General features: G+C 74.4%; 20 protein-coding genes and 1 tRNA gene. 14 read left to right on the top strand and 7 right to left on the bottom strand.

Features of this window, described 5'->3' with window-relative positions:
• Nucleotides 1–31: 31 nt before the first annotated feature.
• The 9 genes from OU787_RS23635 to OU787_RS23595 all read left to right on the top strand — a co-directional run bounded on the left by OU787_RS23635 (nucleotide 32) and on the right by OU787_RS23595 (nucleotide 11,865).
• On the top strand, nucleotides 32–961 hold the full coding sequence (locus OU787_RS23635) for a glutamate ABC transporter substrate-binding protein (RefSeq protein ID WP_268660463.1): 930 nt from the start codon (nucleotides 32–34) through the stop codon (nucleotides 959–961).
• 380 nt (nucleotides 962–1,341) lie between these two features.
• On the top strand, nucleotides 1,342–2,697 hold the full coding sequence (locus OU787_RS23630) for a hypothetical protein (RefSeq protein WP_268661913.1): 1,356 nt from the start codon (nucleotides 1,342–1,344) through the stop codon (nucleotides 2,695–2,697).
• Nucleotides 2,690–5,062, top strand: coding sequence for a serine/threonine-protein kinase (locus OU787_RS23625; RefSeq protein ID WP_268660462.1), 2,373 nt, complete (start codon nucleotides 2,690–2,692; stop codon nucleotides 5,060–5,062). Before OU787_RS23630 ends, OU787_RS23625 begins: the two co-directional genes overlap by 8 nt.
• A gap of 2 nt (nucleotides 5,063–5,064) precedes the next feature.
• Nucleotides 5,065–6,282, top strand: coding sequence for a PP2C family serine/threonine-protein phosphatase (locus OU787_RS23620; RefSeq protein ID WP_063759729.1), 1,218 nt, complete (start codon nucleotides 5,065–5,067; stop codon nucleotides 6,280–6,282).
• Between the two features lie 41 nt (nucleotides 6,283–6,323).
• Nucleotides 6,324–7,652, top strand: coding sequence for a vWA domain-containing protein (locus OU787_RS23615; RefSeq protein WP_030463508.1), 1,329 nt, complete (start codon nucleotides 6,324–6,326; stop codon nucleotides 7,650–7,652).
• A 43-nt stretch (nucleotides 7,653–7,695) separates the two neighbouring features.
• A complete protein-coding gene (locus tag OU787_RS23610) occupies nucleotides 7,696–9,177 on the top strand; it encodes an FHA domain-containing protein (protein ID WP_268660461.1) in 1,482 nt (493 codons plus the stop codon).
• A gap of 156 nt (nucleotides 9,178–9,333) precedes the next feature.
• The gene (locus tag OU787_RS23605) at nucleotides 9,334–10,251 is read left to right on the top strand and encodes an ABC transporter ATP-binding protein (RefSeq protein ID WP_030463263.1); all 918 of its coding nucleotides are present in this window, start codon (nucleotides 9,334–9,336) and stop codon (nucleotides 10,249–10,251) included.
• A complete protein-coding gene (locus OU787_RS23600; RefSeq protein ID WP_081967249.1) occupies nucleotides 10,248–11,375 on the top strand; it encodes an ABC transporter permease in 1,128 nt (375 codons plus the stop codon). The genes OU787_RS23605 and OU787_RS23600 overlap by 4 nt, the downstream gene beginning before the upstream one ends.
• Nucleotides 11,376–11,454: 79 nt before the next feature.
• Entirely contained in the window at nucleotides 11,455–11,865 is a 411-nt protein-coding gene (locus OU787_RS23595; RefSeq protein WP_030463261.1) for a globin, read from the top strand.
• Between the two features lie 37 nt (nucleotides 11,866–11,902).
• Here the strand turns inward: OU787_RS23595 and OU787_RS23590 are convergent, their stop codons facing one another.
• The 5 genes from OU787_RS23590 to OU787_RS23570 all read right to left on the bottom strand — a co-directional run bounded on the left by OU787_RS23590 (nucleotide 11,903) and on the right by OU787_RS23570 (nucleotide 17,431).
• Nucleotides 11,903–12,595, bottom strand: a complete 693-nt coding sequence (locus OU787_RS23590) for a hypothetical protein (RefSeq protein ID WP_030463260.1) — start codon at nucleotides 12,593–12,595, stop codon at nucleotides 11,903–11,905.
• 49 nt (nucleotides 12,596–12,644) lie between these two features.
• Nucleotides 12,645–13,091: an acyl-CoA thioesterase gene (locus OU787_RS23585; RefSeq protein WP_030463259.1), complete on the bottom strand. Its 447-nt coding sequence runs from the start codon at nucleotides 13,089–13,091 to the stop codon at nucleotides 12,645–12,647.
• A gap of 113 nt (nucleotides 13,092–13,204) precedes the next feature.
• Nucleotides 13,205–14,869, bottom strand: a complete 1,665-nt coding sequence (gene ettA, locus OU787_RS23580; protein ID WP_030463258.1) for an energy-dependent translational throttle protein EttA — start codon at nucleotides 14,867–14,869, stop codon at nucleotides 13,205–13,207.
• A gap of 215 nt (nucleotides 14,870–15,084) precedes the next feature.
• A complete protein-coding gene (locus tag OU787_RS23575) occupies nucleotides 15,085–16,515 on the bottom strand; it encodes a Cys-Gln thioester bond-forming surface protein (protein WP_030463257.1) in 1,431 nt (476 codons plus the stop codon).
• Nucleotides 16,516–16,786: 271 nt separating this feature from the next.
• The gene (locus OU787_RS23570; protein WP_063759713.1) at nucleotides 16,787–17,431 is read right to left on the bottom strand and encodes a single-stranded DNA-binding protein; all 645 of its coding nucleotides are present in this window, start codon (nucleotides 17,429–17,431) and stop codon (nucleotides 16,787–16,789) included.
• A 742-nt stretch (nucleotides 17,432–18,173) separates the two neighbouring features.
• Between OU787_RS23570 and OU787_RS23565 the strand changes: the two genes are divergently transcribed.
• Nucleotides 18,174–18,246, top strand: a tRNA-Arg gene (locus tag OU787_RS23565).
• Nucleotides 18,247–18,307: 61 nt separating this feature from the next.
• On the opposite strand, the gene OU787_RS23560 is transcribed toward OU787_RS23565, so the two are convergent.
• Complete coding sequence (locus tag OU787_RS23560; RefSeq protein WP_107066667.1) at nucleotides 18,308–18,943, bottom strand: TetR/AcrR family transcriptional regulator; 636 nt, start codon at nucleotides 18,941–18,943, stop codon at nucleotides 18,308–18,310.
• A 103-nt stretch (nucleotides 18,944–19,046) separates the two neighbouring features.
• Here OU787_RS23560 and OU787_RS23555 point away from each other — a divergent pair, with 103 nt between their 5' ends.
• From OU787_RS23555 to OU787_RS23545, 3 genes are all read left to right on the top strand, one after another.
• Nucleotides 19,047–19,619, top strand: a complete 573-nt coding sequence (locus OU787_RS23555) for a GNAT family N-acetyltransferase (protein ID WP_030463254.1) — start codon at nucleotides 19,047–19,049, stop codon at nucleotides 19,617–19,619.
• A gap of 77 nt (nucleotides 19,620–19,696) precedes the next feature.
• Nucleotides 19,697–20,524 carry an enoyl-CoA hydratase/isomerase family protein gene (locus tag OU787_RS23550; protein WP_232795158.1) on the top strand — a complete coding sequence of 276 codons (828 nt, stop codon included), beginning with the start codon at nucleotides 19,697–19,699 and terminating at the stop codon, nucleotides 20,522–20,524.
• An 89-nt stretch (nucleotides 20,525–20,613) separates the two neighbouring features.
• Nucleotides 20,614–21,243, top strand: a complete 630-nt coding sequence (locus OU787_RS23545) for a hypothetical protein (protein WP_063759712.1) — start codon at nucleotides 20,614–20,616, stop codon at nucleotides 21,241–21,243.
• Nucleotides 21,244–21,382: 139 nt separating this feature from the next.
• Here the strand turns inward: OU787_RS23545 and OU787_RS23540 are convergent, their stop codons facing one another.
• Complete coding sequence (locus OU787_RS23540; protein ID WP_030463251.1) at nucleotides 21,383–22,600, bottom strand: acyl-CoA dehydrogenase family protein; 1,218 nt, start codon at nucleotides 22,598–22,600, stop codon at nucleotides 21,383–21,385.
• A gap of 147 nt (nucleotides 22,601–22,747) precedes the next feature.
• Between OU787_RS23540 and OU787_RS23535 the strand changes: the two genes are divergently transcribed.
• Nucleotides 22,748–23,386 carry a TetR family transcriptional regulator gene (locus tag OU787_RS23535; protein WP_051817671.1) on the top strand — a complete coding sequence of 213 codons (639 nt, stop codon included), beginning with the start codon at nucleotides 22,748–22,750 and terminating at the stop codon, nucleotides 23,384–23,386.
• Nucleotides 23,387–23,388: the final 2 nt, after the last annotated feature.

Below are 23,388 nucleotides of genomic sequence, written 5' to 3'. Positions count from 1 at the left end.
GACCGGAACGCTGGCCGCGACCGCGGCACTGGTGGCGGGCCTGCTGGGGGTCGGCGGCTCGGCGGCCGGCGCGGGCGGCGCGGCCGGGAACGCGATGCCCGGGAACGCCGTGGCCGGGAACGCGATGCCCGGGAACGCCGTGGCCGGGAACGCGATGCCCGGGAACGCCGTGGCTGCGGACGACTGCGACACCGGGGTGTCGCTGCCGCCCAAGGAGCAGGCGGGGGCGAAGATCCAGGAGATCCGCAAGCGCGGCCGCCTGGTGGTCGGCGTCGACCAGAGCGCCTACAACTGGGGCTACCGCGACTCGCAGACCGGCAAGATCGAGGGCTTCGACATCGACCTGGCGCGCGCCGTCGCCAAGTCGGTGCTCGGCGACCCGGACAAGGTGGTGCTGAAGACCATCGCCACCGCCGACCGGATCAACGTGCTCAAGGACCACCAGGTCGACCTGATCGCCCGGGCGATGACCGTCACCTGCGAGCGGAAGAAGCAGATCGCCTTCTCCGCCCCGTACTTCAAGGTCTCCCAGCGGGTGGTCGCGCCGAAGGCCGCGCACGCCGGCAGCGTGGCGCAGGCGCTCGGCGGCAAGCGGGTGTGCGCGGCGCTGAACTCCTCCTCGCACACCGAGCTGAAGGCGAACGCGCACGGCGCCGCCTCGGTCGTCACGCCCGACAACCAGCTGGACTGCCTGGTCCTGATGGAGCTCGGCGAGGCGGACGCCACCCTGTCGGACAGCTCGCTGGCGGCCGCGATGGTCGCCCAGGACCAGACCATGGAGCTGGCCGGGGAGTCCTTCCTGCCCACGTACATGGGCGTGGGCATGAACCAGGACGACACAGACCTGATCGCCTGGGTCAACCAGGTGCTGGTCGAGTGGCGCGGCGGCGGCTGGCAGGCCAGCTACGACACCTGGCTGCGGCCCAGCATGGGGGTGCCCGACCCGTACCGGCCGTGGTGACCGCGCGGACGCGGGCGGCGCAGGTGGCACGGGCAACGCAGGTGGCACGGACGGCTCGGGCAGCGCGGGCGGCACGGACGGCTCGGGCGACGCAGGTGGCACGGACGGCTCGGGCAGCGCGGGCGGCACGGACGGCTCGGGCAACGCAGGTGGCACGGACGGCTCGGGCAGCGCGGGCGGCACGGACGGCGGCGGGGCGGGGCCGGGCCGGTTTCCCGTCCCGGACCGGGAATCCGGGGGACCGCCGTCCGTGCGGTGCCGGGCGTCGGGGAGACTGGCGGCCCACGGACGGTCGTCCCGACCGCCCCAGGACCGACGCCCCGTCACCACGACCGTGGCCGAGAGGAGGAACCGCGTTGGCCGGAACGACCCGCCCGGTGATGAACCGTGAGGAGGTCGACCGCGCGCTGGCCCGGCTGGGTGCCGAGCGCGACGCGGTCGAGGCGGCGCTGCTGGCGCTCCAGGACCACCCCGGTCTGCGGCTGCTGACCGGCGCCGAACTGTCCGGGCGCACCCGGGAGCGCTGGGCGGTCGCCGAGGGCGGCGTCGCCCTGCTGTGGGCGCTGTTCGACCGGTACGCGGAGGCGCTGGCCTCCGCCCGCGCGGTGCGCTCCCGGCGCACCCGGCCGACCGCCGCCGAGCTCAGCGAGCTCGGCGAACTGCTGTCCGGCCGCTCGGTGACCGTCTCCGGCGGACGGCTGCCCGACGAGGCGGGCCTGATCGGCGGCCCGGCCCGGCTGGTCGAACAGGTCACCCTGGTCGAGCTGCTGGAGCGGATGAACGGCTGGTACGCGGTGGTGGTCGAGGTGGTGAGCGCCGTCGACGCGGTCTGGTCGGCACTGCCCGCCCGGATCGACCTGCTGCTCGCCGAGCTCGGCCGGGTCCAGATGCTCGCGGTCTCGGTCGGGGTCCGCCCCGGCGGGCACCCGCTGGCCGACGACCTCGCCGACCTGGCCCAGCAGTTGGGCGCGCTGCGCGCCCTGGTGGTCGCCGACCCGCTGGCGCTGTGGCGGCCCAGCCGGGTGCCCGCGCAGCGCGGCCGGGCCGCCGAAGGAGCGGCCTGGGCCTCCCCCACCGGCGCCGTCGACACCGCCGGGTTCGACCGGATGGGACGCCAACTGGACGACGTGCGCGTCGAGTTGGAGGGCCTGCTGCGGCTGCGCGACGAGTCCCACGAGCGGCTCCAGCAGGTCGCCGACCTGCTCCAGCGCGCCGACCTGACGCTCGCCGAGGCCCGCCGGGCCCGCGGCGAGGTGCTGGCGAAGATCGCCGCGACCGAGGTGCCCGCCGTGCCCGGCCCGCCCTCCGCGCTGCGCGAGGCGATCGGCCAGGCCGTCGAGTTCCAGCAGACCGGCCAGTGGCACCGGCTCGGCCCGCTGCTGGACGCGCTGGAGGACGCGGCCGCCAAGGAGCTCGGCCGGGCCCGGCAGGCGCTCACCGAGGTCGCCCAGCCGCTCGCCGTCCGGGCCGAGCTGCGCGGGCGGCTGGAGGCGTACAAGGCGATGGCCGCCCGGCTCGGCCTGGCCGAGGACCCCGAGGTGGTCGAACGCTTCGAGAAGGCCCGCTGGCTGCTCTGGAGCGCCCCGTGCGACCTGCGGGCGGCCGCCGAGGCGGTCGGCCGCTTCCAGCAGGCGCTGCGCGCACCCGAACGGCAGCCGCAGCCGCAGCCCCAGCCGGAAGCGGCGGCGGCGCCGCAGGTCCAGGACACCGAACAGGGGGAGGACACCGATGGCTGACGCATGCGCCCGCCCGGGCTGCACCGGGGAGATCGACACCGACGGCTACTGCACCGAGTGCGGCCTCGCCCCCGAACGGAGCGGCACCGCCGTCCCCGGCGGCCCGTGCGGGCGCGCGGACTGCCCGGGCACCGTCGACCCCGACGGCTACTGCGACGAGTGCGGCCTCGCCGCCACGCCCTCCACCGCCGCCCCCGCGCCCTCGTCCCCGTCCTCCGCCCCGGCGCCCCCGTCCGCCCCCGCGCCCGGTTCCGTCCGCGGCTCCTCCGGCCGGTCCCGGTCGAGCCGTTCGGCGCGCGGCGGCTCGGTGTCGGTGCGCAGTTCGCGGGGCAGCACGGGCACCGCGCGGCGCGGCAACCTGGGTGCGGGCCTGGTGGCGATCGCCCCGGTGCCGACCCAGGACCCGGCGCAGGCGGTGCTGGCGAACCCGGAGGTGCCGGAGCGCAAGCGCTTCTGCTCGCGCTGCGACCAGCCGGTGGGCCGGGAGCAGGACGGCCGTCCGGGCCGGCCGGAGGGCTTCTGCACCAAGTGCGGCACCCCGTACTCGTTCAGCCCGAAGCTGTCGCGCGGCGACCTGGTCGGCGGCCAGTACGAGGTGATGGGCTGCCTGGCGCACGGCGGCCTGGGCTGGATCTACCTGGCGGTGGACCGCCGGGTGAACGACCGCTGGGTGGTGCTCAAGGGCCTGCTGGACACCGGGGACGAGGACGCGCTGGCGGTGGCGATCGCCGAGCGGCGGTTCCTGGCCGAGGTCGACCACCCGAACATCGTCCGGATCATCAACTTCGTCGAGCACCCGGACGCCCGGACCGGCGTCGCCGACGGCTACATCGTGATGGAGTACGTCGGCGGCAAGTCGCTGAAGGACATCGCCAACGAGCGCCGCGCCGCGGACGGGCGGCGCGCGCCGCTGCCGGTCGAGCAGGCGCTGGCGTACGGGCTGGCGGCGCTGCCCGCGCTGGGCTACCTGCACGCCCGCGGGCTGGTGTACTGCGACTTCAAGCTGGACAACGTGATCCAGTCGGACGACATGCTCAAGATCATCGACCTGGGCGCGGTCCGCCGGCACGACGACGACGGCCCGATCTACGGCACCGTCGGCTACCAGGCCCCGGAGATCGCCACCGCCGGCCCCTCGCCGTCCTCCGACCTGTACACGGTGGCTCGCACGCTGGCCGTGCTGACCTTCGACTTCGCCGGCTACACCGACCGCTGGCGGCACGAGCTCCCGGGCCCGGACGAGGTGGAGGTGTTCGCCCGCTACGAGTCCTTCCACCGCCTGCTGGTGCGCGCCACCGACCCGGACCCGGCCCGCCGGTTCGCCTCCGCCGAGGAGATGGCCGGGCAGCTGACCGGCGTGCTGCGCGAGGTGCTGAGCCTGCAGGACGGGCAGGCCAGGCCCGCGCCGTCCACCCTGTTCGGTCCGGAACTGCGGGTCGTCGACACCGAGTTGGCCGAGCACGCGCCGGACGCCCGGGCCGCCGCGCTGGCGCTGCCCGCGCCGCTGGCCGACCCGGCCGACCCGAACGCGGGCCTGCTGGCCGCGCTGCCCGCCGCGCCCGCCGAGGCGCTGGCCGTGCTCCGGGCGGCCGGCGCCGACTCGACCGAGCTGCGGCTGCGGGTGCTGCGCGCCCACCTGGAGCTGGGCGAGGCCGCGGCCGCCGCCGAGGTGCTGGCCGCCCTGGAGGCCGAACACCCCGGCGAGTGGCGGGTGGTGTGGCACCGGGCGCTGACCGCGCTGGCGGCCGGCCGGGCCGCCGAGGCCCGCGACTCCTTCGAGGCGCTGTACGACGCGTTCCCCGGCGAGGGCGCCCCCAAGCTGGCGCTGGCGGTCTGCGCCGAGCTGCTCGGCGAGACCGCGGCCGCCGCCGGGTACTACGCGCTGGTGGGCACCGTCGACCGGTCCTTCGTGAGCGCCGCGTTCGGCCTGGCCCGGGTGCGGCTCGCGGACGGCGACCGGGACGGCGCGGTCGCCGCGCTGGAGGCGGTGCCGGAGAGCTCCGCGCACTGGACCGCCGCCCGGATCGGCGCGGTCCGGGCCCGGCTGCGCGGCCGGGCCGCCAGCGAGCCGCTGGCCGCCGAGCTCGCCGACAGCTCCGAGCGGCTGGCGGCGCTCACCCTGGACGCCCGGCGGCGCGAGGAACTCGCCGTCGAGGTAGTGGACTCGGCGCTGAACTGGGTGCTGGCGGGGGCCGCCGGGAAGCCCGCCACGCTGACCGTGCTGGGACATCCCGCCGCGGAACGGGAACTGAGGCTCGCCCTGGAACACTCCTACCGGATGTTGGCGCGGTTGTCCGACCGGGCCGAGACGAGGATCGAGTGGGTGGAACGGGCCAACCGGGCCCGCCCCAGGACATGGGTGTGAGCATGCCGCAGCAGACCGAGTGCCCGAACTGTGCCGAACCGCTGGGCTCGCAGGACGCGTTCTGCGGGGCCTGCGGCACCGCCCTGACCGGGCCGCCGACCCTGCGCGACCTGCCCGTCGTGCCCAGCTGCCCGCACTGCGGCTCCGCCGAGCTCGCGGACGGCTGGTGCCAGCGCTGCGGCCAGGCGCAGCCGCGCGAACGCGACCACCAGGAGCGGGAGCTGACCGGCGTCGCGGCGGTCTCCGACCGCGGCCTGCGGCACCACCGCAACGAGGACGCGTTCACCGTCGCCACCGCCGAGGGCCCGGACGGGGCGCCCGTGGTGCTCGCCGTGGTCTGCGACGGGGTGTCCTCCTCCTCCCGCCCGGACGAGGCGTCCGCCACCGCCGTCACCGCCGCCGCCGACTCGCTGGTCGCCGCGCTGGCCTCCGGCCGCGAGCCCGACCGGGCGATGCGCGAGGCGATCGGCGCCGCCAACCGGGCCGTCACCGCGCTGGCCCACGACGGCACCGCCCCCGACGGCCGGCACAGCAACGCGCCCGCCTGCACCTACGTCAGCGCGGTCAGCTCCGGCGGCCTGGTCACCATCGGCTGGGTCGGCGACACCCGCGCCTACTGGATCCCGGACGACCGCGAGTCCGCCGAGCCGTACCGGCTCACCGAGGACGACTCCTGGGCGGCCCGGATGGTCGCCGCCAACCTGATGGCCGAGGCCGAGGCGTACGCCGACCCGCGCGCGCACGCCATCACCGGCTGGCTCGGCGCCGACGCCGAGGACCTCGACCCGCACACCGTCAGCTTCACCCCGCACGTCCCCGGCGTGCTGCTGGTCTGCACCGACGGCCTGTGGAACTACGCCGAGGCCGCCACCGACCTGGCGTTCTTCGTCCGGGCCGACGCCCGCACCGAACCGCTGGCCACCGCCCAGGAGTTGGTGCGGTTCGCGGTCGAGCGCGGCGGGCACGACAACATCACCGTCGCGGTGCTGCCGATCGACCCGCCGACCGCGCCGGCCGTCCACGACGCCACCCTGCTCGACGTGCCGCTGCCGCGCGCCGCCGACCCGGACGCCACCGTCCCGCTGCGCCCGGCCGTCCCGGCCGCGCCCGCCGCCGCACCCGCCGCACCCGCCGCGCCCGCCGCACCGCCGGCGCCGCCCGCCGCCCCGCCCGCCGTGGTGCCCGTCACGGCGGCGGACGCGGACCCGGCCGGGAACTGACCCCTCCGCCCTCCCGCCCCTCCGCGACAGGAGCTCTCCGCATGGCCTCGTTGTCCAAGCCCGACGCGCCCCGGTTCGACGTCGACGTCTTCCAGAACGAGTACCTCGCCCAGGGCTCCCGGGAGGTCAACGCGATCGTCACGGTGACCGCGACCGGCGGCGGCACCTCCGGCGGGCGCCCGATCGGCGCCCCCGGGCCGGACGCCGCCGTGGTCCTGGTGATCGACTGCTCCGGCTCGATGGAGTACCCGAACACCAAAATGCGGCACGCCCGCGAGGCCACCGCCGCCGCCATCGACGAACTCCGCGACGGCGTGGCCTTCGCGGTGGTCGCGGGCACCCACGAGGCGAACGACGTCTTCCCCGGCAACGGCCGGCTGGCCGTCGCCGACCGGCACACCCGCGAGCAGGCCAAGGACGCGCTGCGCCGGCTCAAGCCGTCCGGCGGCACCGCGATCGGCACCTGGATAGCCAAGGCGCAGCAGCTGTTCGCCTCCCGCCCGGAGGCGGCCATCCGGCACGCGATCCTGCTCACCGACGGCCGCAACGAGCACGAGAAGCCCGCCGCCCTGCAGCGCGCCCTGGACGCCGCCGCCGGGTACTTCACCGCGGACTGCCGCGGCGTCGGCACCGACTGGGAGGTCGCCGAGCTGCGGAAGGTCTCCTCCGCGCTGCTCGGCACCGTCGACATCGTCGCCGAGTCCTCCGGCCTGGCCGAGGACTTCCGCGCGATGATGACCGCCGCGATGGGCAAGCAGGTCGCCGACGTCGCCCTGCGGGTGTGGACGCCCGCCAATGCCCGGGTGAAGTTCGTCAAGCAGGCCGCCCCCGCCGTCGAGGACCTCACCGACCGCCGCACCGACGCGGGCACGCGCGCCGGGGACTATCCGACCGGGTCCTGGGGCGACGAGTCCCGCGACTACCACGTGTGCGTGGAGGTGCCGGCGGCCGCGGTCGGCAACGAGATGCTGGCCGCCCGGATCAGCCTGGTCCTGCCGCACCCCGACGGCACCGCCGAGGTGCTCGGCCAGGGCCTGGTGCGCGCCGTGTGGACGGACGACCTGGCCTCCTCGACCCGGATCAACCCGCAGGTCGCGCACTACACCGGCCAGGCCGAGCTGGCCGACTCGATCCGCGACGGCCTGGAGGCCCACCGGGCGGGCGACTTGGAGCGCGCGGGCGCCAAGCTGGGCGCCGCCGTCCGGCTGGCGTACAGCAGCGGCAACGAGGGCACCCTCAAGCTGCTGCGGAAGGTGGTGGACGTGGTCGACGAACGGGAGGGTACCGTTCGGTTCCGTAAGAACGTGAGCGAGGCCGACTCGATGACACTCGAGACCCGGTCGACGAAGACCGTGCGCGTGAAGAAGTGAGCCGGACACCCGCCGGACCCGAACCTGCTGGAGTGGGGACCTGATGCCGATCTGCCCTAGGGGACACGAGTCGCAGGCCGAGGACTGGTGCGACTACTGCGGCTTCCCGATGACGCCGCCGCCCGGCCTGGCGATCCCGGGCTTCCCGAGCGGCCCGGCCCAGCCCGGCCACCAGGGCCAGCAGGGTCACCAGGGCCAGCAGGGCGCCCAGGGCTACCCGGGCGGCCCCGCCGCGCCGCCCCCGGGCCCGCCCGGCCCGCCCCCGTACACCTCCGCCGGCTACCCGCCGGTCGGCCCGGGCAGCACCCCGCCGTCCGGCACCCCCGCCGGTGGCGGCGGCTACTTCGAGCCGCGCCGCACCCCGACGCCGCCCGCCGGCACCCCCGCCGGGCCCGCCGCGGGCGCGCCCGGCGCCCCCGGCGCGCCCGGCGCGCCCGGACCGTACGGCGCCCCGCCGCCGCCCCCGCCCACCGCGGGCCTGGTCACCTGCCCGATCTGCCGCAGCCCGCAGAGCGGCCGGTACTGCGAGGAGTGCGGCTACGACTACAACCTGGCCACCTCCGCCCGCCCGCCGGGCGCCGCGCCCGCCCCGGCCGCCCCGTTCGGCCAGCAGCCGCCGGCCGCGCCGCCGGGCCACCAGCCCCCGCCGCCGGCCCAGCAGCAGGGCTACGGCTTCCCGCCGCCCGCCGCCGCGCCCCCGGCCCCGCCGACCGCGTTCGACCCGCCGGCGCCCTCGCCGTACGAGCGCCCGCAGCCGCCGCAGCCCCAGCCGCAGTCGCCCTACGAGCAGCAGCGGCCCCCGTACGAGCAGCAGCCGCCCGCCCCGCAGCCGCCGCAGTCCCCGTACGAGCGCCCCCAGCCGCAGCAGCCGTCGCCGTACGAGCGCCCCGGCTACCCGGCCGCGCAGGCCGCCCCGGGCGGGCCGGCCGCGCCGTCGTTCGAGAAGCCTCCGGCCGCGGGGTTCCCGGACGTCGACTACGAGCGCACCGGCCCGGTGTACGCCGAGCCGTCCGCGCCCCCGGCGGGCGGGCGGCCGCAGCCGGGCCAGGGCCCGGACTCCGGGACGTCCTTCCGGCTCACCCCGCCCGGGCAGCCGGGCGGCGGCGCGGCGCAGCGCGGCACCTGGTTCGCCGTGGTGGCGCCCGACCACGAGTACTTCACCGACATGATGACCCGCAGCGGCCCGGAGGCGGCCGGCCTGTACTTCCCGCAGTACACCTCGGAGCGCCGGGTCCCGCTGACCGGCCGGGGCCAGCTGCGGATCGGGCGGCGCAGCCAGCAGCGCGGCACCGTGCCGGAGATCGACCTGTCGGTCGCCCCGGAGGACCCGGGCGCCTCGCACCACCACGCGCTGCTGGCCGAACAGCCGGACGGCAGCTGGGTGGTGGTCGACCAGGACTCCACCAACGGCACCACCATGAACGGCGGCCCGGACACCCTGCCGCCGCACACCGCGATCCCGCTGAACGACGGCGACCGGATCCACGTCGGCGCCTGGACCACCATCACGGTGCACCTGGCCTGACGGCCCGTCGGACCTGACGGCACCTCACCACCGGCCCCGGACCGGGGAGTTCGCTCCCCGGCCGGGGCCGCCGTCCGCACCCGATCGACACGGAAAGCTCAGAATTCGCACAGGAGCCCTCGTCGGGGAACACCCCCACCCCCTACGCTTCGCCCCATGAGTGATGCAATAACCGCGGACGGGATCCGGAAGCGGTACGGGGATGTCCAGGCCGTCGACGGAGTCTCGCTCTCCGTCCGGACTGGCGAGTTCTACGGCCTGCTCGGACCGAACGGTGCGGGCAAGACCACCACGTTGGAGATCCTGGAGGGCATCCGGGAGGCGGACGAGGGGCGGGTCGAGCTGCTCGGCCTGTCGCCGTGGCCGCGCAACCCGAAGCTGCTGCCGCGGATCGGCGTGCAGTTCCAGGCCTCCGCGTTCTTCAACAAGCTGAGCGCGCGCGAGACCATCCGCACCTTCGCCTCGTTCTACGGCATCGGCCCGAAGGCGGCCGACGCGATGCTGGAGCGGGTCGGGCTGACGGAGTCCGCGAACGTGCTGACCGACAAGATGTCCGGCGGCCAGGCCCAGCGCCTGTCGATCGCCTGCGCGCTGGTGCACGACCCGGAGCTGGTGTTCCTGGACGAGCCGACCACCGGCCTCGACCCGCAGGCCCGCCGCAACCTGTGGGACCTGCTGCGCGACATCAACGCCGAGGGCCGCACCGTGGTGCTGACCACCCACTACCTGGACGAGGCGGAGATCCTCTGCGACCGCGTCGCGGTGATGGACCACGGCAAGGTGCTGAAGACCGGCGCCCCCGCCGCGCTGGTCCGCGAGATCGACGACACCGTCCGGGTCCGGATCGAGTCCGGGCAGCTGGCCGTCGACCGGGTGCGCGAACTGCTCGCCGCCGCGGGCGCGGTGTACGCCAACCTGGAGGACGACAGCGTCACGCTGGCGCTGTCCACCGCCGAGCCCGGACCGGTGCTCGCCGTGCTGGCCGAGCAGAACGCCCTGCGCGGCCTCGAGGTCCGCGGCGCCACCCTGGAGGACGTCTTCCTCCAGCTGACCGGACGGGAGTACCGGGCATGACCGCCACCGAACGGCCCCCGGCCCCCGCACCCGCCCCGGCCGCCGCGGGCAAGGAGAAGGCCAACGCCTTCGTCGGCCTGTCCCGGGTGATGCTGCTGGGCTTCCTGCGCGACAAGGGCACCCTGTTCTTCACCCTCGCGCTGCCGCTGATGTTCCTGCTGCTGTTCGGCGTCCTCTACAAGGGCGGCGGCACCTCGCACGTCAAGGTCGCCGAGATCGGCCAGGTCAAGGTGCTCGACGACGCCAAGGCGCACGCCGAGGGCGCGCTGGACGCGCTGGAGATCACCACCGGCCTGGACGAGGCGGACGCCCTCGCCAAGGTCAAGAAGGGCGACCTGGACGGCCTGGTGGCGCAGAAGCCGGACGGCACCCTGGTGCTCCGCTTCAGCCAGGCCGACCAGGTCAAGTCCGCCACCGTGGTGGGCATCGTCAACTCCCTGGTGGACGGCGCCAACCAGGCGGCCTCGAACACCCCGGCGAAGTACACCCTGGACGCCTCCAAGGTCGAGGACGACTCCACCAAGCCGATCCAGTACCTGACCCCGGGCCTGCTCGCCTACGCCGTCGCCATGGGCGCGGTCTACGGCGCGTCCTTCACCCTGGTCACCTGGCGCAAGAAGCGGGTGCTGCGCCGCCTGCGGCTGGCGCCCATCTCGGCGGGCACCATCGTCGGCGCCCGGGTGCTGGTCAGCGTGCTGGTCGCGCTGGCCCAGACCGGGCTGTTCCTGATGGTCGCGCAGATCGACTACTTCGGGCTCAAGCTCACCGGCAACTGGTGGCTGGTGCTGCCGCTGGTGGTCTGCGCCACCCTGGCGTTCATGTCGATCGGCCTGGTCACCGGCTCGCTGGCGAAGACCGAGGAGTCGGCGAACGGCATGAACCAGCTGATCATCCTGCCGATGTCCTTCCTCGGCGGCGCGTTCATCCCGCTGGACTTCGCCCCGAGCTGGCTGCAGGACATCTCCCGGGCGCTGCCGCTGCGCTACCTGATCGTGCCCGCCAAGTCGGTGCTCAGCCAGGGCGGCGGCCTCGCCGACGCACTGCCCGCGATGGGCATCCTGCTCGCCTTCACCGCGGTGCTGTGCGCCGTGGCCTGGCGTTTCTTCAACTGGGACGACGCGTAGCCGCCCCCGTCCCGGGACGGGGGTCGTACGCCGGAAGTCCCGGTGTACGGCCCCCGTCGGCGTCTGCGACCATGGACGGGTGACTGACACCGGGCGCGAGACCACCACCGCACCAGAGGAGACCTTCTACGACCAGGTCGGCGGGGAGGAGACCTTCCGCCGGCTGGTGCACCTCTTCTACCGCGGTGTCGCCCAGGACGAGCTGCTGCGCCCGATGTACCCGGAGGAGGACCTCGGCCCCGCCGAGGAGCGCTTCGCGCTGTTCCTGATGCAGTACTGGGGCGGTCCGCGCACCTACAGCGAGCGCCGCGGCCACCCCCGGCTGCGGATGCGGCACGCCCCGTTCCGGGTCGACCGGGCCGCCCACGACGCCTGGCTGGGGCACATGCGCGCCGCCCTGGACGAGCTGGCGCTGCCCGCCGAGGCCGACCGCGAGCTGTGGAACTACCTGACGTACGCCGCCGCCTCGATGGTCAACACCGCGGGCTGAGCCCCGGGCTGGCGCCGGGCGTCCTTCCCGGGCGTCCTCAGCGCAGCGGGCTGAGCCCCAGTCCCGCGCCGGGCGCGGCGGCGGTGCGCAGCGCGACGGACCCGGCGGGCGCGTCCAGCCGCAGCCAGGCCCCGGCCCGGTGGGCGGCGAGCTCGACGCCGGGCCGCAGGAACCCGATCGCGTGGGCGGCGTGCGCGGCCCGCAGCGGCAGGCCCTCGGCGGCCGCCAGCGGCCGGGACCAGATCTCGTCGGCGATCGCGTCGACCGCCTGCCTGGTCCGGTGGTGCTCGGGCACCTCGGCGGTGCGCCGCTTGAACTCCGCGACGGCGGCGAGCACTTCGCCCACCACCCGCTCGACCGGGGGCCGGCCGAGCGGCTGCCAGCCGGAGCGCGGCGGGAGCAGCCCGGCCCAGGCCGGTCCGGTGACGGGCGCGGGCAGTCCGAGCCCGGCGCCCGGCTCGTCCACCGACTCCAGCAACTGCCCGGCGGAGACGGTCAGGTCGGCCGGCCCGGCCGGCCCGGCCAGCCGCACGGTGCGCACCGCGAGGACCGCGGAGCCGCCGAGCGGCAGCCGCCCGAACACCGCCAGCACCCCGCCGCCGTCCGCGCCCGGCACCGCCTGGAGGCGGACCGCCGCGGCCCGGTCGAAGCGCAGCAGCCGGCCGAGGAAGGCGGCCAGGTCGGCGGCCTCCTGCCGGTCGGCGAGGTCGAGTCGGGTCTGCACGGTCACCGGTTCAGCTCGTTTCTTCGGCGGGTCTTCGACGGGGCGGCGGGCGCGGTCAGGCGGCGGCGCAGTCGGCCGGCTGCTCGTCGGTGAACCGGCTCAGGAACTCCCGCTCGACCGGGCTGATCCGGCGCGGGCGGCCCTCGGCGAGGTTGTAGGGGACGACCACGGTGGAGGCGGTGACGTAGACCGTCTCGGTGCCGTCGGCGGCGACGTCCTTGATCTCGTAGGAGACCGTCAGCGAGGCGCCGCCGATCTTCGTCACCCAGGTCTCGATGGTGACCGGCTCGGGGCGGTGCACCAGCGGCCGCCGGTAGTCGATCTCGTGGCGCGCCACCACGGAGCCGCCCGCGAACTCCCCGGCCCCGGCCTCGGCGGCCTGGGTGAACATGAAGTCGATCCGGGCCTCCTCCAGGTAGCGCAGGAAGACCACGTTGTTGACGTGGCCGAAGGCGTCCATGTCGGACCACCGCAGGGGGCAGGCGTAGATGTGGCGAGCCACGGTGTTCTCCTCGAATTCTCTGTACCCGGAGGTACCCGCTGGGCAGCCTACGGGCGGCGGCCCGGCAGCCCGCCCGCGGGGGCAGTCTGCCGGGCCGACGTTGCGCCCCGGTGTCAGCCGCGGGTCAGCTTCTTGTAGCTCGCGCGGTGCGGGCGGGCGGCGTCCGCGCCCAGGCGCTCGACCTTGTTCTTCTCGTAGGACTCGAAGTTGCCCTCGAACCAGAACCACTTGCTCTCGCCCTCGTAGGCGAGGATGTGGGTGGCCACCCGGTCCAGGAACCAGCGGTCGTGGGAGATGACCACGGCGCAGCCGGGGAACTCCAGCAGCGCGTTCTCCAGCGAGGACAGGGTCTCGACGTCGAGGTCGTTGGTCGGCTCGTCGAGGAGCAGCAGGTTGCCGCCCTGCTTGAGGGTCAGCGCCAGGTTGAGGCGGTTGCGCTCACCGCCGGAGAGCACCCCGGCCGGCTTCTGCTGGTCCGGGCCCTTGAAGCCGAACGCGGACACGTAGGCCCGGGACGGCATCTCGACCTGGCCGACGTTGATCCAGTCGAGGCCGTCGGAGACGACCTCCCACAGGGTCTTCTTCGGGTCGATGTTGGAGCGGGTCTGGTCGACGTAGCTGATCTTGACGGTCTCGCCGACCTTGACCGTGCCGCCGTCCGGCGTCTCCAGGTCCTGGAGCATCTTGAACAGGGTGGTCTTGCCCGCGCCGTTGGGGCCGATCACGCCGACGATGCCGTTGCGCGGCAGGGTGAAGCTGAGGTCGTCGATCAGGACCTTGTCGCCGAAGGCCTTCTGGAGCTTGTCGACCTCGATGACGACGCTGCCCAGGCGCGGGCCCGGCGGGATCTGGATCTCCTCGAAGTCCAGCTTCCGCATCTTGTCGGCCTCGGCCGCCATCTCCTCGTAGCGGGCGAGGCGGGCCTTCGACTTGGCCTGGCGGCCCTTGGCGTTGGAGCGGACCCACTCCAGCTCTTCCTTGAGCCGCTTGGCGCGCTTGGCGTCCTTCTGGCCCTCGACCTTGAGACGGGTCTGCTTGGTCTCCAGGTAGGTGGAGTAGTTGCCCTCGTACGGGTAGGCGCGGCCGCGGTCAAGCTCCAGGATCCACTCGGCGACGTTGTCCAGGAAGTACCGGTCGTGGGTGACGGCGACGACGGTGCCGGGGTACTTCTCGAGGTGCTGCTCCAGCCAGTTCACCGACTCGGCGTCCAGGTGGTTGGTGGGCTCGTCGAGCAGCAGCAGGTCGGGCTGCTCCAGCAGCAGCTTGCACAGCGCCACACGGCGCTTCTCGCCGCCGGAGAGCTTGGTGACCGGCCAGTCGCCGGGCGGGCAGCCCAGCGCGTCCATGGCCTGCTCGAGCTGGGCGTCGAGGTCCCAGGCGTTGGCGTGGTCCAGGTCCTCCTGGAGGGTGCCCATCTCGGCGAGCAGCTCGTCGGAGTAGTCGGTCGCCATCAGCTCGGCGATCTCGTTGAACCGGTCGAGCTTGGCCTTGGTCTCCTTGACGCCGTCCTGGACGTTCTCCAGGACGTTCTTGGACTCGTCGAGCGGGGGCTCCTGCTGGAGCATGCCGACGGTGAAGCCCGGCGAGAGGAAGGCGTCGCCGTTGGAGGGCTGGTCGAGGCCCGCCATCATCCGCAGCACGGTCGACTTACCGGCGCCGTTGGGGCCGACGACGCCGATCTTCGCCCCGGGGAGGAAGCTGAGCGTCACGTCGTCAAGGATGACCTTGTCGCCGTGTGCCTTGCGCACCTTGCGCATGGTGTAGATGTATTCCGCCACGTTGAGATCGCTCCGGCGTCGTCGTGAGTAATCGGCTTGCAGCCTTCCATTGTGCCGTAAGGCCGGGGCCGACCCGAACGCCGCTCCCGGGCGTCCGCGGCCCCGCCGGGCCGCCGGCTGCGGGCGCCCGTCATGCGAACGGCCCCGCCGCCCGGAGCCGGGCGGCGGGGCCGTCCCCGTCCGGCGCGGGCGCCGGACGGGGTTCAGCTGGTGGTTCAGGAGGTGCGGCTGTGGCGGCCGCGGCGGCGCATGCCGTAGACCGCGGCACCGCCGGCGACGAGCAGCACGCCGGCCAGCGTGGCGGTCAGGCCGGAGCCCATGCCGCCGCCGGTGGAGGCCAGCTCGGGGCCGGTCGGGCTGGGCGACGGGGCGGTGGACGGGGTCGCCGACGGGCTGGCCGGCGGCAGGGTGTTGCTGTCGGTCTTGCAGTTCAGCACGCCGCTGAAGGTCTGCGAGAAGCCGCCGGGGCCGGTGACGGTGAACTTGTAGGCGGTGTCCTCCTCGACCGGGAGGGTGACGTCCTGGGTGGCGCCGGGCTTCACGGTGACGTTCTTGCCGCCGACGGTGAACGTCCAGTCCTGGTCGCCCTTGTTGGTGGCGGTGAGGACCAGCGCGCCCTGGGTGCAGTCGACCTTGGCGGTGGCGGCCGGGATCGGGCCCTTGGGCGCCCAGGTCAGCGCGGCGAGGGCGTTGACCTTGACCTTGTCGGTGCCGGCGAGGATCAGGGTCTGGCTGTGCTTGCCGTTGTCGTCGCCGACGAAGGCCCGGCCGAGGTTGATGGTGGCGGTGGCGTCGGCGGTGACGTTCGCGGTGCCGGCGGCGGCACCGGCCGGGACCTTGGCGAACAGCTGGTCGCCGCTCTTGGCGTTCTTCACCGCGGCGCCGTTCTTGTCGACGAGGGTGACGCCCGCGTCGGTGCCCTTCTTGTCGAGCGCGACGGTGACGCTGTCGGTGCTGCCGCCGGTGGTGACGGTGATCGGGCCGAGCAGGTCGCCGCTCTTGCCGGCCACCGAGCCGGGGTTGAGGGCGAGCGAGGGCTTCGGCTCCTCGGCGCCGCCCTTGGCGTCGGCCTGGGCGATCAGCCAGTCGGTGAACTTCTTGGCCTTGTCGTGGTCGTCGCTCTGCTTGGTCGGCACGTTCGGGTCGGAGTAGTGCCAGATGGCGATCTGGGTGGCCGCGGCCGCGTCGTCCTTGGTGAGGCCGTCGATGCCGGAGGCCTTGCCGAGCGCGCCCTCGTCGACGTTCGGGAAGGAGTGCTCGAGCAGCCACTGGATCTTCGGGCCGGCCTTGGCCTTGACCTTCTCCGGCTGGGACAGCGAGGTCGAGGCCCAGTCGGTCTCGTGGTAGGTCGCGTCCTTGAGCGTGTCGTTGAGCAGGTCGATGCAGTACACCTGCAGGATCGTGTCGGTGCCGGTCACCTTGAGGTTGAACTGCCCGGCGGTCACCGGCAGCCAGCGACCGGGGCGGACCTCGTGCTCGATCTTCTCGCCGTAGCGGATGCCGCCGTCCAGCTTCGCCGTGACACCCGAGGAGGGGTCCGCCGCGAACGCCGTACCGGACGCGACCAGGCTCGACCCGACGGCAAGACCCGACGCGAGCATGACAGCTGCTATGCGGGAGACGACCCGCCCCTGCTTGTGGAACATCTGCGATCCCTCCGGGCGGCGACATGCCTTCGGCAACCCGCCCCCTGCAAAGCGGCACCCCCTGTGGCGCCGCTGCACGTGTGTGGACCAGACGCATCCTATTGACACACCCCGACCGGTTCACGCCCGTAGCGAATCAGGACGATTTCGTGGCTGTTCTGTTATCAAAGAGCTCTTCCGCAAGGGAAGTTGATGAGTCGACATAAAGCCACGGGGCGCCTCCGCGGCAATCAGGATTGCACCTCCCGGCTCAAGAAGTGCCCCGATTACGTCAGTTCAGAACCTCCTCCGCCACACCCGCACCTCCCTCCCCGGCCGCCTCACCCGCACCGCCGCCGGCCGCGGCGGCCTCCTCCGCCCGGCGCCGGGCCGCGACCGCCGCCACGATCCACTCCGGCACCGCCTCCCCGACCAGCCGCACCGCCCGCGGCCCGCCCGCCGCCGGCACCGGCACCGCCGCCGCACCACCGTCGGAAGCGCCGTCCGAAGCGCGGACGGGCATGCCGCTCCCGGCCGGCCCCGCGCCCGAACCCCCCCGCCCCGGCGCCGACTTGCCCTCCAGCGCGCGCCGGAACACCGAGGTGCCCCGGGCCAGGTCGTGGCCGATCGAGCGGGCGTCGATCTCCACCTCCGTCCGCCGGCTGCCCTCCTCCCCCCACTCGCGGACCCGCAGCCGCCCGCTCACCACCAGCGGATCGCCCTTGTTCACCGAACCGACCACGTTGGCTGCGAGCCCCCGCCAGGCCACCACCGTCACCCAGGTCGTCCCGCCGTCCGTCCAGTCGCCGCGCTCCCGGTCGTAGCGCCGCTCCCGCGCGGCGAGCCGGAAGTTCGCCACCGCCACCCCGCCGGGCGTCTCCCGGTACGTCACGCCCGACGCGGCGTTGCCGACCATCGTCACCAGTGCCTCGTCCATTCCGACTCCTCCGTTCCCGGCCGCGGCGACCGGTGCCCTTTCCCGGCGGAATCCCCGCCGGGAAAGATCCTCCGTCTTCCGGGAAATCCGCACCAGCACCTTCCGCCCGCCTGTGGACAACTCCGCCCTGTGGAAAACCGGAGTAACTCCCCCGAGTGAATTGAATCGTTTTCCGGTCGAAAATCGACCATTTCAATGCCGTGTCCACGACAACAAAACGACCACCCCGGACAAATGCCACTCCCGGCCCCGACCCGCACCCCAACCTGCGCCCCGACCCGCGCCCCGCCCGGCGCTCCGACCCCGCATCCCTTCCCCCGCAAGGACCGTTCGGGCACCCGCGCCGACCACCCCTTCCGGTGACCGCCCGCACACCCTCCGGACACCCCGGGTCCACCCCCGAAACCACGAACGGGTGGCCCTCGACTCGCCCCGTCCATGTCATCCGACCGATGGAACCCCTAAACGCGCCCCCACCCACCGGCCGCTCGGGGCGATTGCCCCGCCGAATCCATAACGGGTGGGGTCGCAGCCCCGTAACGACTGCACAACGTCCCGCTCCGAGAGCCGGTAGACCGCTGCACTCCCCGGCACTACCTGCGATTATCGGACCGCCCCGAGGAGGCCGACACACCCCGGTCCGGTCTTCGAAGTCCAGGGGGCGGAACTGAACACCCGTATCCTGTCCCGGAACATCCCGTCCCGGCCCAGGCCCGGCAAGCGGGCCGACGTCAGCACCCCGGCCCCCATAGCTCAGCGGATAGAGCACCCGCCTTCTAAGCGGTAGGTCGCAGGTTCGAATCCTGCTGGGGGCGCCCACCCACTCCGACCGGCCCCGTCACCACCGGACGAGCACTCCCCGGCCCCGCGGACCGCCTACCCCGTCCCGCCGCGCACATGCTCCCGCCCCGCCGCCAGGTCGGCCAGGAATCCGTCCAGCAGCACGCGTTGGCGCTCCGGCGGGAACTCCCCGGGGGCGAACAGCGCCTGCACCACCAGCCCGAGCGCGAAGGACTGGGCCCGCGCGGCCAGTTCCTCGGCCGGGCGGTCGGCGGGGAGTTCGCCGAGTTCCTGGGCCTCGGCGCAGAGCCCGGCCATCCGCCGGCGGGCCCGGCGGTAGCGCTCGGCGTGCCCGGCGGTGAGCTCGGCGTCGCCGAGGGCGGCGTCCCAGGAGCCGACCCAGATCCGGTTGGCGGCGGCGCCCTCCGCGTCCAGCGGGAGGATGTCGAGCAGCGCGGCGCGCAGCACGGGCAGGCCCCGGGCGCCGGCGGCGGCCTCGGTCGCGGGCCGGTGGCGTTCGGCGGCCTGCCGGTCGAGGACCTCCAGCGCGTGGGCGACCAGGGCCCGCTTGTGCGGGAAGTAGTGGGTGAGCAGGCCGGTGGAGGCGCCGAGTTCGGCGGCCACCGCGCGCAGGGTCAGGCCGCCGAAGCCGCGGTCGGCGAGCACCCGCCACACCGCCTCCGAGACGTCGCGCCGGCGTGCTTCGTGGTCGCCCCGTGCGGGTGGAGTCATGCGCGCTAGGGTACCTACCAAACGTTTGTTATGTACCACGGCCGTGCACCACTGCCATGCACCACGGCCGTGCACCACTGCCGTGTACCGCGAGGGGATGCCGATGTACGCCGTAGCGCTCGCCGAGGACGCCGAGCTCCGCCCCTTGGAGCCGTGGCAGGCCGAGGAGTTCCTGGAGCACATGGACCGGGCCCGGGCCGGGGTCGATCCGTGGATTCCGTGGGCGACCCGCAGCACCGACCTGGAGTCCGCCCGCGCGACGCTGCGGAAGTTCGCCGACAAGCAGGCCGCCGACGCCGGGCGGATCTACGGGATATGGCTGGACGGGACGCTGGTGGGCGGCGTGATGTTCGTCCAGTTCGACGCCGCGGCCGGGGTCTGCGAGATCGGCGTGTGGACCGAGCCCGCCGCCCAGGGCCGCGGCCTGGTCACCGCGGCCGCCCGCCGGCTGCTGGACTACGCGCTGCTGGAGCGCGGCCTGTACCGCGCCGAGTGGTGGAACAGCACGGTCAACCTGCGCAGCCGGGCGGTGGCCCGGCGGCTGGGCATGACGCTGGACGGCACGCTCCGCAAGCACACCGAACATCTGGGCGTCCGGCTGGACTTGGAGATCTGGTCGATGCTGGCCCCGGAGTGGCGGGCGGTCCGCGAGGGCGCCGGCCCGACGGAGGGTTGACGCGGATCACATGGCCCGCCCCGCGCCCGCGTGAAAGGCTGACGGCCCGTCCGGCACCGTCCCCCGAGAGGCCCGCCATGCCCGCGAGCACCGCCCACCCGCTGGACCGTCCGGGCCCGGGGGACGTCGAACTGCCCACCGGCGCGCCGGGCCTGCGCTGCTGGGTGGGCCCGGAGCGGGTGGCGACGCTGCTGCTGGACCGGCCGGAGCGGCGCAACGCGGTGACCGGCGCGATGTGGCGGGCGCTGCCCGGGGTGCTGGCGGAGCTGGCGGCGCGCCCGGACGTCCGGGTGCTGGTGCTGACCGGCGCGGCGGGCGCGTTCTCGGCGGGCGCGGACATCGCCGAGCTGGCCGGGGTGTACGCCGACCCGGCGTCCGCCGGCGCGTACCACGCCGCGAACGTGGCGGCCGAGCAGGCGCTGGCGGCGTTCCCGCGCCCGACCCTGGCGGTGGTCCGGGGCGCCTGCGTGGGCGGCGGCTGCCAGTTGGCGCTGGCCTGCGACCTGCGGCTGGCCGCCGCGGACGCCCGGCTCGGCATCACCCCGGCGAAGCTGGGCGTGGTCTACCCGGCGGTCCCGACGCTGCGGCTGGCCGCGCTGGTCGGCCCGGCCCGGGCCAAGTACCTGCTGTTCTCGGGCGAGTTGCTCCCCGCCGCCCGCGCGGAGTCGTTCGGCCTGCTGGACGAGGTGCTACCGCCCGCCGAACTGGACTCCCGGGCCCGGGAGTTCGCCGGTCTGCTGGCCCGCCGCTCCCCGCAGACCATCGGCGCGGTCAAGGCCGTGCTGTCCGTCGACCCGGCGGACGCGGCGGACGCCCTGGAGCCCTGGGAGCGCGCGTCCCGGACGGCGCCGGACGTCCGGGAGGGCCTGGCGGCGTTCCTGGAGCGCCGCGAGCCGCGGTTCTGACCGCCCGGTGGCGCCCGACGGCCCCCGGTGCTGCACAATCTCCGGTGATCGGATCACCATCCGGTGCCCGGCACGGTCGAAGGAGCAGCATGTCCAGCCCTGTTCACACCGCCGGAACCGGAACCGCAGCCGGAGCGGCGCCCGGCGCCGAGGGCGGCTGGGCCCGCCGGATCACCGACGGGGTCGAACCGAAGAACGTGATCCTGACGGTGCTGCCGCTGATCGGAGTGGTCCGCCACGGCTGGTCCGGCCTGGCCTGGGCGGCGTTCGCGGCGCTGTTCGCGGCCGTGCTGCCGACCTGGTTCATCCGGCGCGGGATGCGGCGCGGCAGCATCGAGGACCGGCACGTCGGCCGGCGCCGGCGCCGCCTGGTGGTGCTCCCGGTCGTCATGGGTTCGGTGCTGGCCGGCCTGCTGGCGATGCTCCTGCTGGACGCCCCGGCCGACCTGACGGCGATGGTGCTGGCGATGTTCGCCTCGCTGGTGCCGCTCCTGGTGATCACGGCCTGGTGGAAGGTGTCGGTGCACACCGCGGTGGTGTGCGGCGCGGTCGTCTGCACCGCGATCGCGCTCGGCCCGTGGTGGCTGCTGGCGCTGCCCGCGGTCGTGCCGGTGGGGTGGTCCCGCGTGGTGCTGCGGGACCACACCCCGGCCCAGACGGTGGTCGGCGCACTGGTGGGGGCCGCCACCGCCGGGCTGGTCTTCTGGTCGGCCCGCTGACGGACCGCCCACCCGGAGCCCGCTGACGGACCGCCCGCCCGGAGCCCGCTGACGGACCGCCCGCCCGGAGCCCGTCGGCGGACCGCCCGCCCCGGCCGACCCGCCCCGGGCGCACCGCCCCGGCAGGGCTGACGGGCCGTCAGCGGATCGGCGCCCCCGAGATCGCCCGGGCGATGACCAGCCGCTGGATCTCGCTGGTGCCCTCGAACACGGTGTAGATGGCGCTGTCCCGGTGCATCCGCTCGACCGGGTACTCGCGGGTGAAGCCGTTGCCGCCGAGGATCTGCATGGCCTGCGCGGTGACGAACTTGGCGGTCTCGCCCGCGTACAGCTTGGACATCGACCCCTCGGCGCTGGTGAACGGCTGGTTGTTGACGGCCATCCAGGAGGCCCGCCAGACCAGCAGCCGGGCCGCGTCGATCCGGGTCTTCATGTCGGCGAGCTGGAACGCGACGCCCTGGTTCTCGATGATCGGCTTCCCGAACTGCACCCGGGTCTTGGCGTAGTCGAGGGCGACCTCGTACGCGGCCCGGGCGATGCCGATGGCCTGGGCGCCGACGGCGGGGCGGGAGGCTTCGAAGGTGGCCATGGCGGCGTTCTTGCCGCCGCCCCGGGTGCCTTCGCGGGCCCGGGCGAGGCGGGTGTCGAGCTTCTCCTTGCCGCCGAGCAGGCAGTGGCCGGGGACCCGGACGCCGTCGAGGACGACCTCGGCGGTGTGCGAGGCGCGGATGCCGTGCTTCTTGAACTTCTGGCCCTGGCTGAGGCCGGGGGTGCCGGGCGGGACGATGAAGGACGCCTGGCCGCGGGAGCCGAGTTCGGGGTCGACGGTGGCGACCACCACGTGGACGTGCGCGATGCCGCCGTTGGTGGCCCAGGTCTTGGTGCCGTTGATCACCCACTCGTCCTTGGCCTGGTCGTAGACGGCGCGGGTGCGCAGCGCGGAGACGTCGGAGCCGGCGTCGGGCTCGGAGGAGCAGAACGCGGCGACCTTGACGTCCTCGGGGGTGCCGAACATCTGCGGGGCCCAGGTGCCGATCTGCTCGTCGGTGCCGTTGGCGAGGACGGCGACGGCGGCCAGCGTGGTGCCGGTGATGGCGAGGCCGATGCCGGCGTCGCCCCAGAACAGTTCCTCCATGGCGATCGGGATGCCGACGCCGGAGGGGTCGAAGAACTGCTGGGCGTAGAAGTCGAGGGAGTAGATGCCCAGCTTGGCGGCCTCCTGGATGATCGGCCAGGGGGTCTCCTCGCGCTCGTCCCACTCCGCGGCGGCGGGGCGGATGACGTCGGCGGCGAAGCCGTGCAGCCAGTCGCGGACGGCGATCTGGTCCGGCCCGGGGTCGAGCGAGAAGGTGGTCATGTCGGCCTCCAGGAGACGGTCGGGCGGGCCGGAGGGTCCACGCCACTGCGCTGTTACCTCCGGTAACATGGCGGCGAGTCTGCTACCGATAGGTAACCGGTGTCAACGCCCGCCGAGCCGCATACCCGCCCGCACGAGGAGCAGCGCATGACCACCGAACCCCGCCGCGAACAACTGCTCAACGCCGCCGACCGGGTCATCCAGCGCGAGGGCCCGAGCGCCAGCATGAACGCGATCGCCGCCGAGGCCGGCATCACCAAGCCCATCCTGTACCGGCACTTCGGCGACCGGAACGGCCTGATCGGCGCGCTGACGCAGCGCCACACCGCCGGGCTGCTGGCCGCCGTCCGCTCGGCCCTGAACGAGCCGCTGGAGCGCCGCGACCGGGTCGAGCACGTGCTGGACGTCTACCTGGCCGCGATCGAGTCCCGCCCGCAGGTCTACCGGCTGCTCACCCACCCCGAGCCGGGCGACCCGACCGGCGCGGGCAACGCGCTGGCGCCCGCGCTGCGGCAGATCGCCGAGGAGATCACCCGGGCCATCCAGCAGCAGATCGACCTCGGCCAGGAGGGCCCGCTGCTCTCCGAGACCTGGGGCCGCTCGATCACCGGCATGGTGCTGGCGGCCGGCGACTGGTGGCTGGAGACCCGCCCCTGCCCGCGGGCCCGGATGGTGCAGGCTCTGGCCGACCTGCTCTGGGGGCGGCTCTCCGCCGCCGCCGACCTGCCGCCGATGCTGGCCGCCCCGGAACCCCGAGCCCCGGAACCCCGAGCCCCGGAGTCCTGAGC

Source organism: Kitasatospora sp. YST-16 (assembly GCF_026802215.1).
GTDB classification, from domain to species: domain Bacteria; phylum Actinomycetota; class Actinomycetes; order Streptomycetales; family Streptomycetaceae; genus Kitasatospora; species Kitasatospora cineracea.
This window is presented reverse-complemented; position numbering and strand designations above follow the sequence as displayed.

Coding starts and splice junctions, on each gene's coding strand:
- OU787_RS23630 (WP_268661913.1), top strand. CDS start 1,342: ATGAACCGTGAGGAGGTCGACCGCGCGCTGGCCCGGCTGGGTGCCGAG.
- OU787_RS23625 (WP_268660462.1), top strand. CDS start 2,690: ATGGCTGACGCATGCGCCCGCCCGGGCTGCACCGGGGAGATCGACACC.
- OU787_RS23620 (WP_063759729.1), top strand. CDS start 5,065: ATGCCGCAGCAGACCGAGTGCCCGAACTGTGCCGAACCGCTGGGCTCG.
- OU787_RS23615 (WP_030463508.1), top strand. CDS start 6,324: ATGGCCTCGTTGTCCAAGCCCGACGCGCCCCGGTTCGACGTCGACGTC.
- OU787_RS23610 (WP_268660461.1), top strand. CDS start 7,696: ATGCCGATCTGCCCTAGGGGACACGAGTCGCAGGCCGAGGACTGGTGC.
- OU787_RS23605 (WP_030463263.1), top strand. CDS start 9,334: ATGAGTGATGCAATAACCGCGGACGGGATCCGGAAGCGGTACGGGGAT.
- OU787_RS23600 (WP_081967249.1), top strand. CDS start 10,248: ATGACCGCCACCGAACGGCCCCCGGCCCCCGCACCCGCCCCGGCCGCC.
- OU787_RS23575 (WP_030463257.1), bottom strand. CDS start 16,515: ATGTTCCACAAGCAGGGGCGGGTCGTCTCCCGCATAGCAGCTGTCATG.
- OU787_RS23570 (WP_063759713.1), bottom strand. CDS start 17,431: ATGGACGAGGCACTGGTGACGATGGTCGGCAACGCCGCGTCGGGCGTG.
- OU787_RS23560 (WP_107066667.1), bottom strand. CDS start 18,943: ATGACTCCACCCGCACGGGGCGACCACGAAGCACGCCGGCGCGACGTC.
- OU787_RS23555 (WP_030463254.1), top strand. CDS start 19,047: ATGTACGCCGTAGCGCTCGCCGAGGACGCCGAGCTCCGCCCCTTGGAG.
- OU787_RS23550 (WP_232795158.1), top strand. CDS start 19,697: ATGCCCGCGAGCACCGCCCACCCGCTGGACCGTCCGGGCCCGGGGGAC.
- OU787_RS23545 (WP_063759712.1), top strand. CDS start 20,614: ATGTCCAGCCCTGTTCACACCGCCGGAACCGGAACCGCAGCCGGAGCG.
- OU787_RS23540 (WP_030463251.1), bottom strand. CDS start 22,600: ATGACCACCTTCTCGCTCGACCCCGGGCCGGACCAGATCGCCGTCCGC.
- OU787_RS23535 (WP_051817671.1), top strand. CDS start 22,748: ATGACCACCGAACCCCGCCGCGAACAACTGCTCAACGCCGCCGACCGG.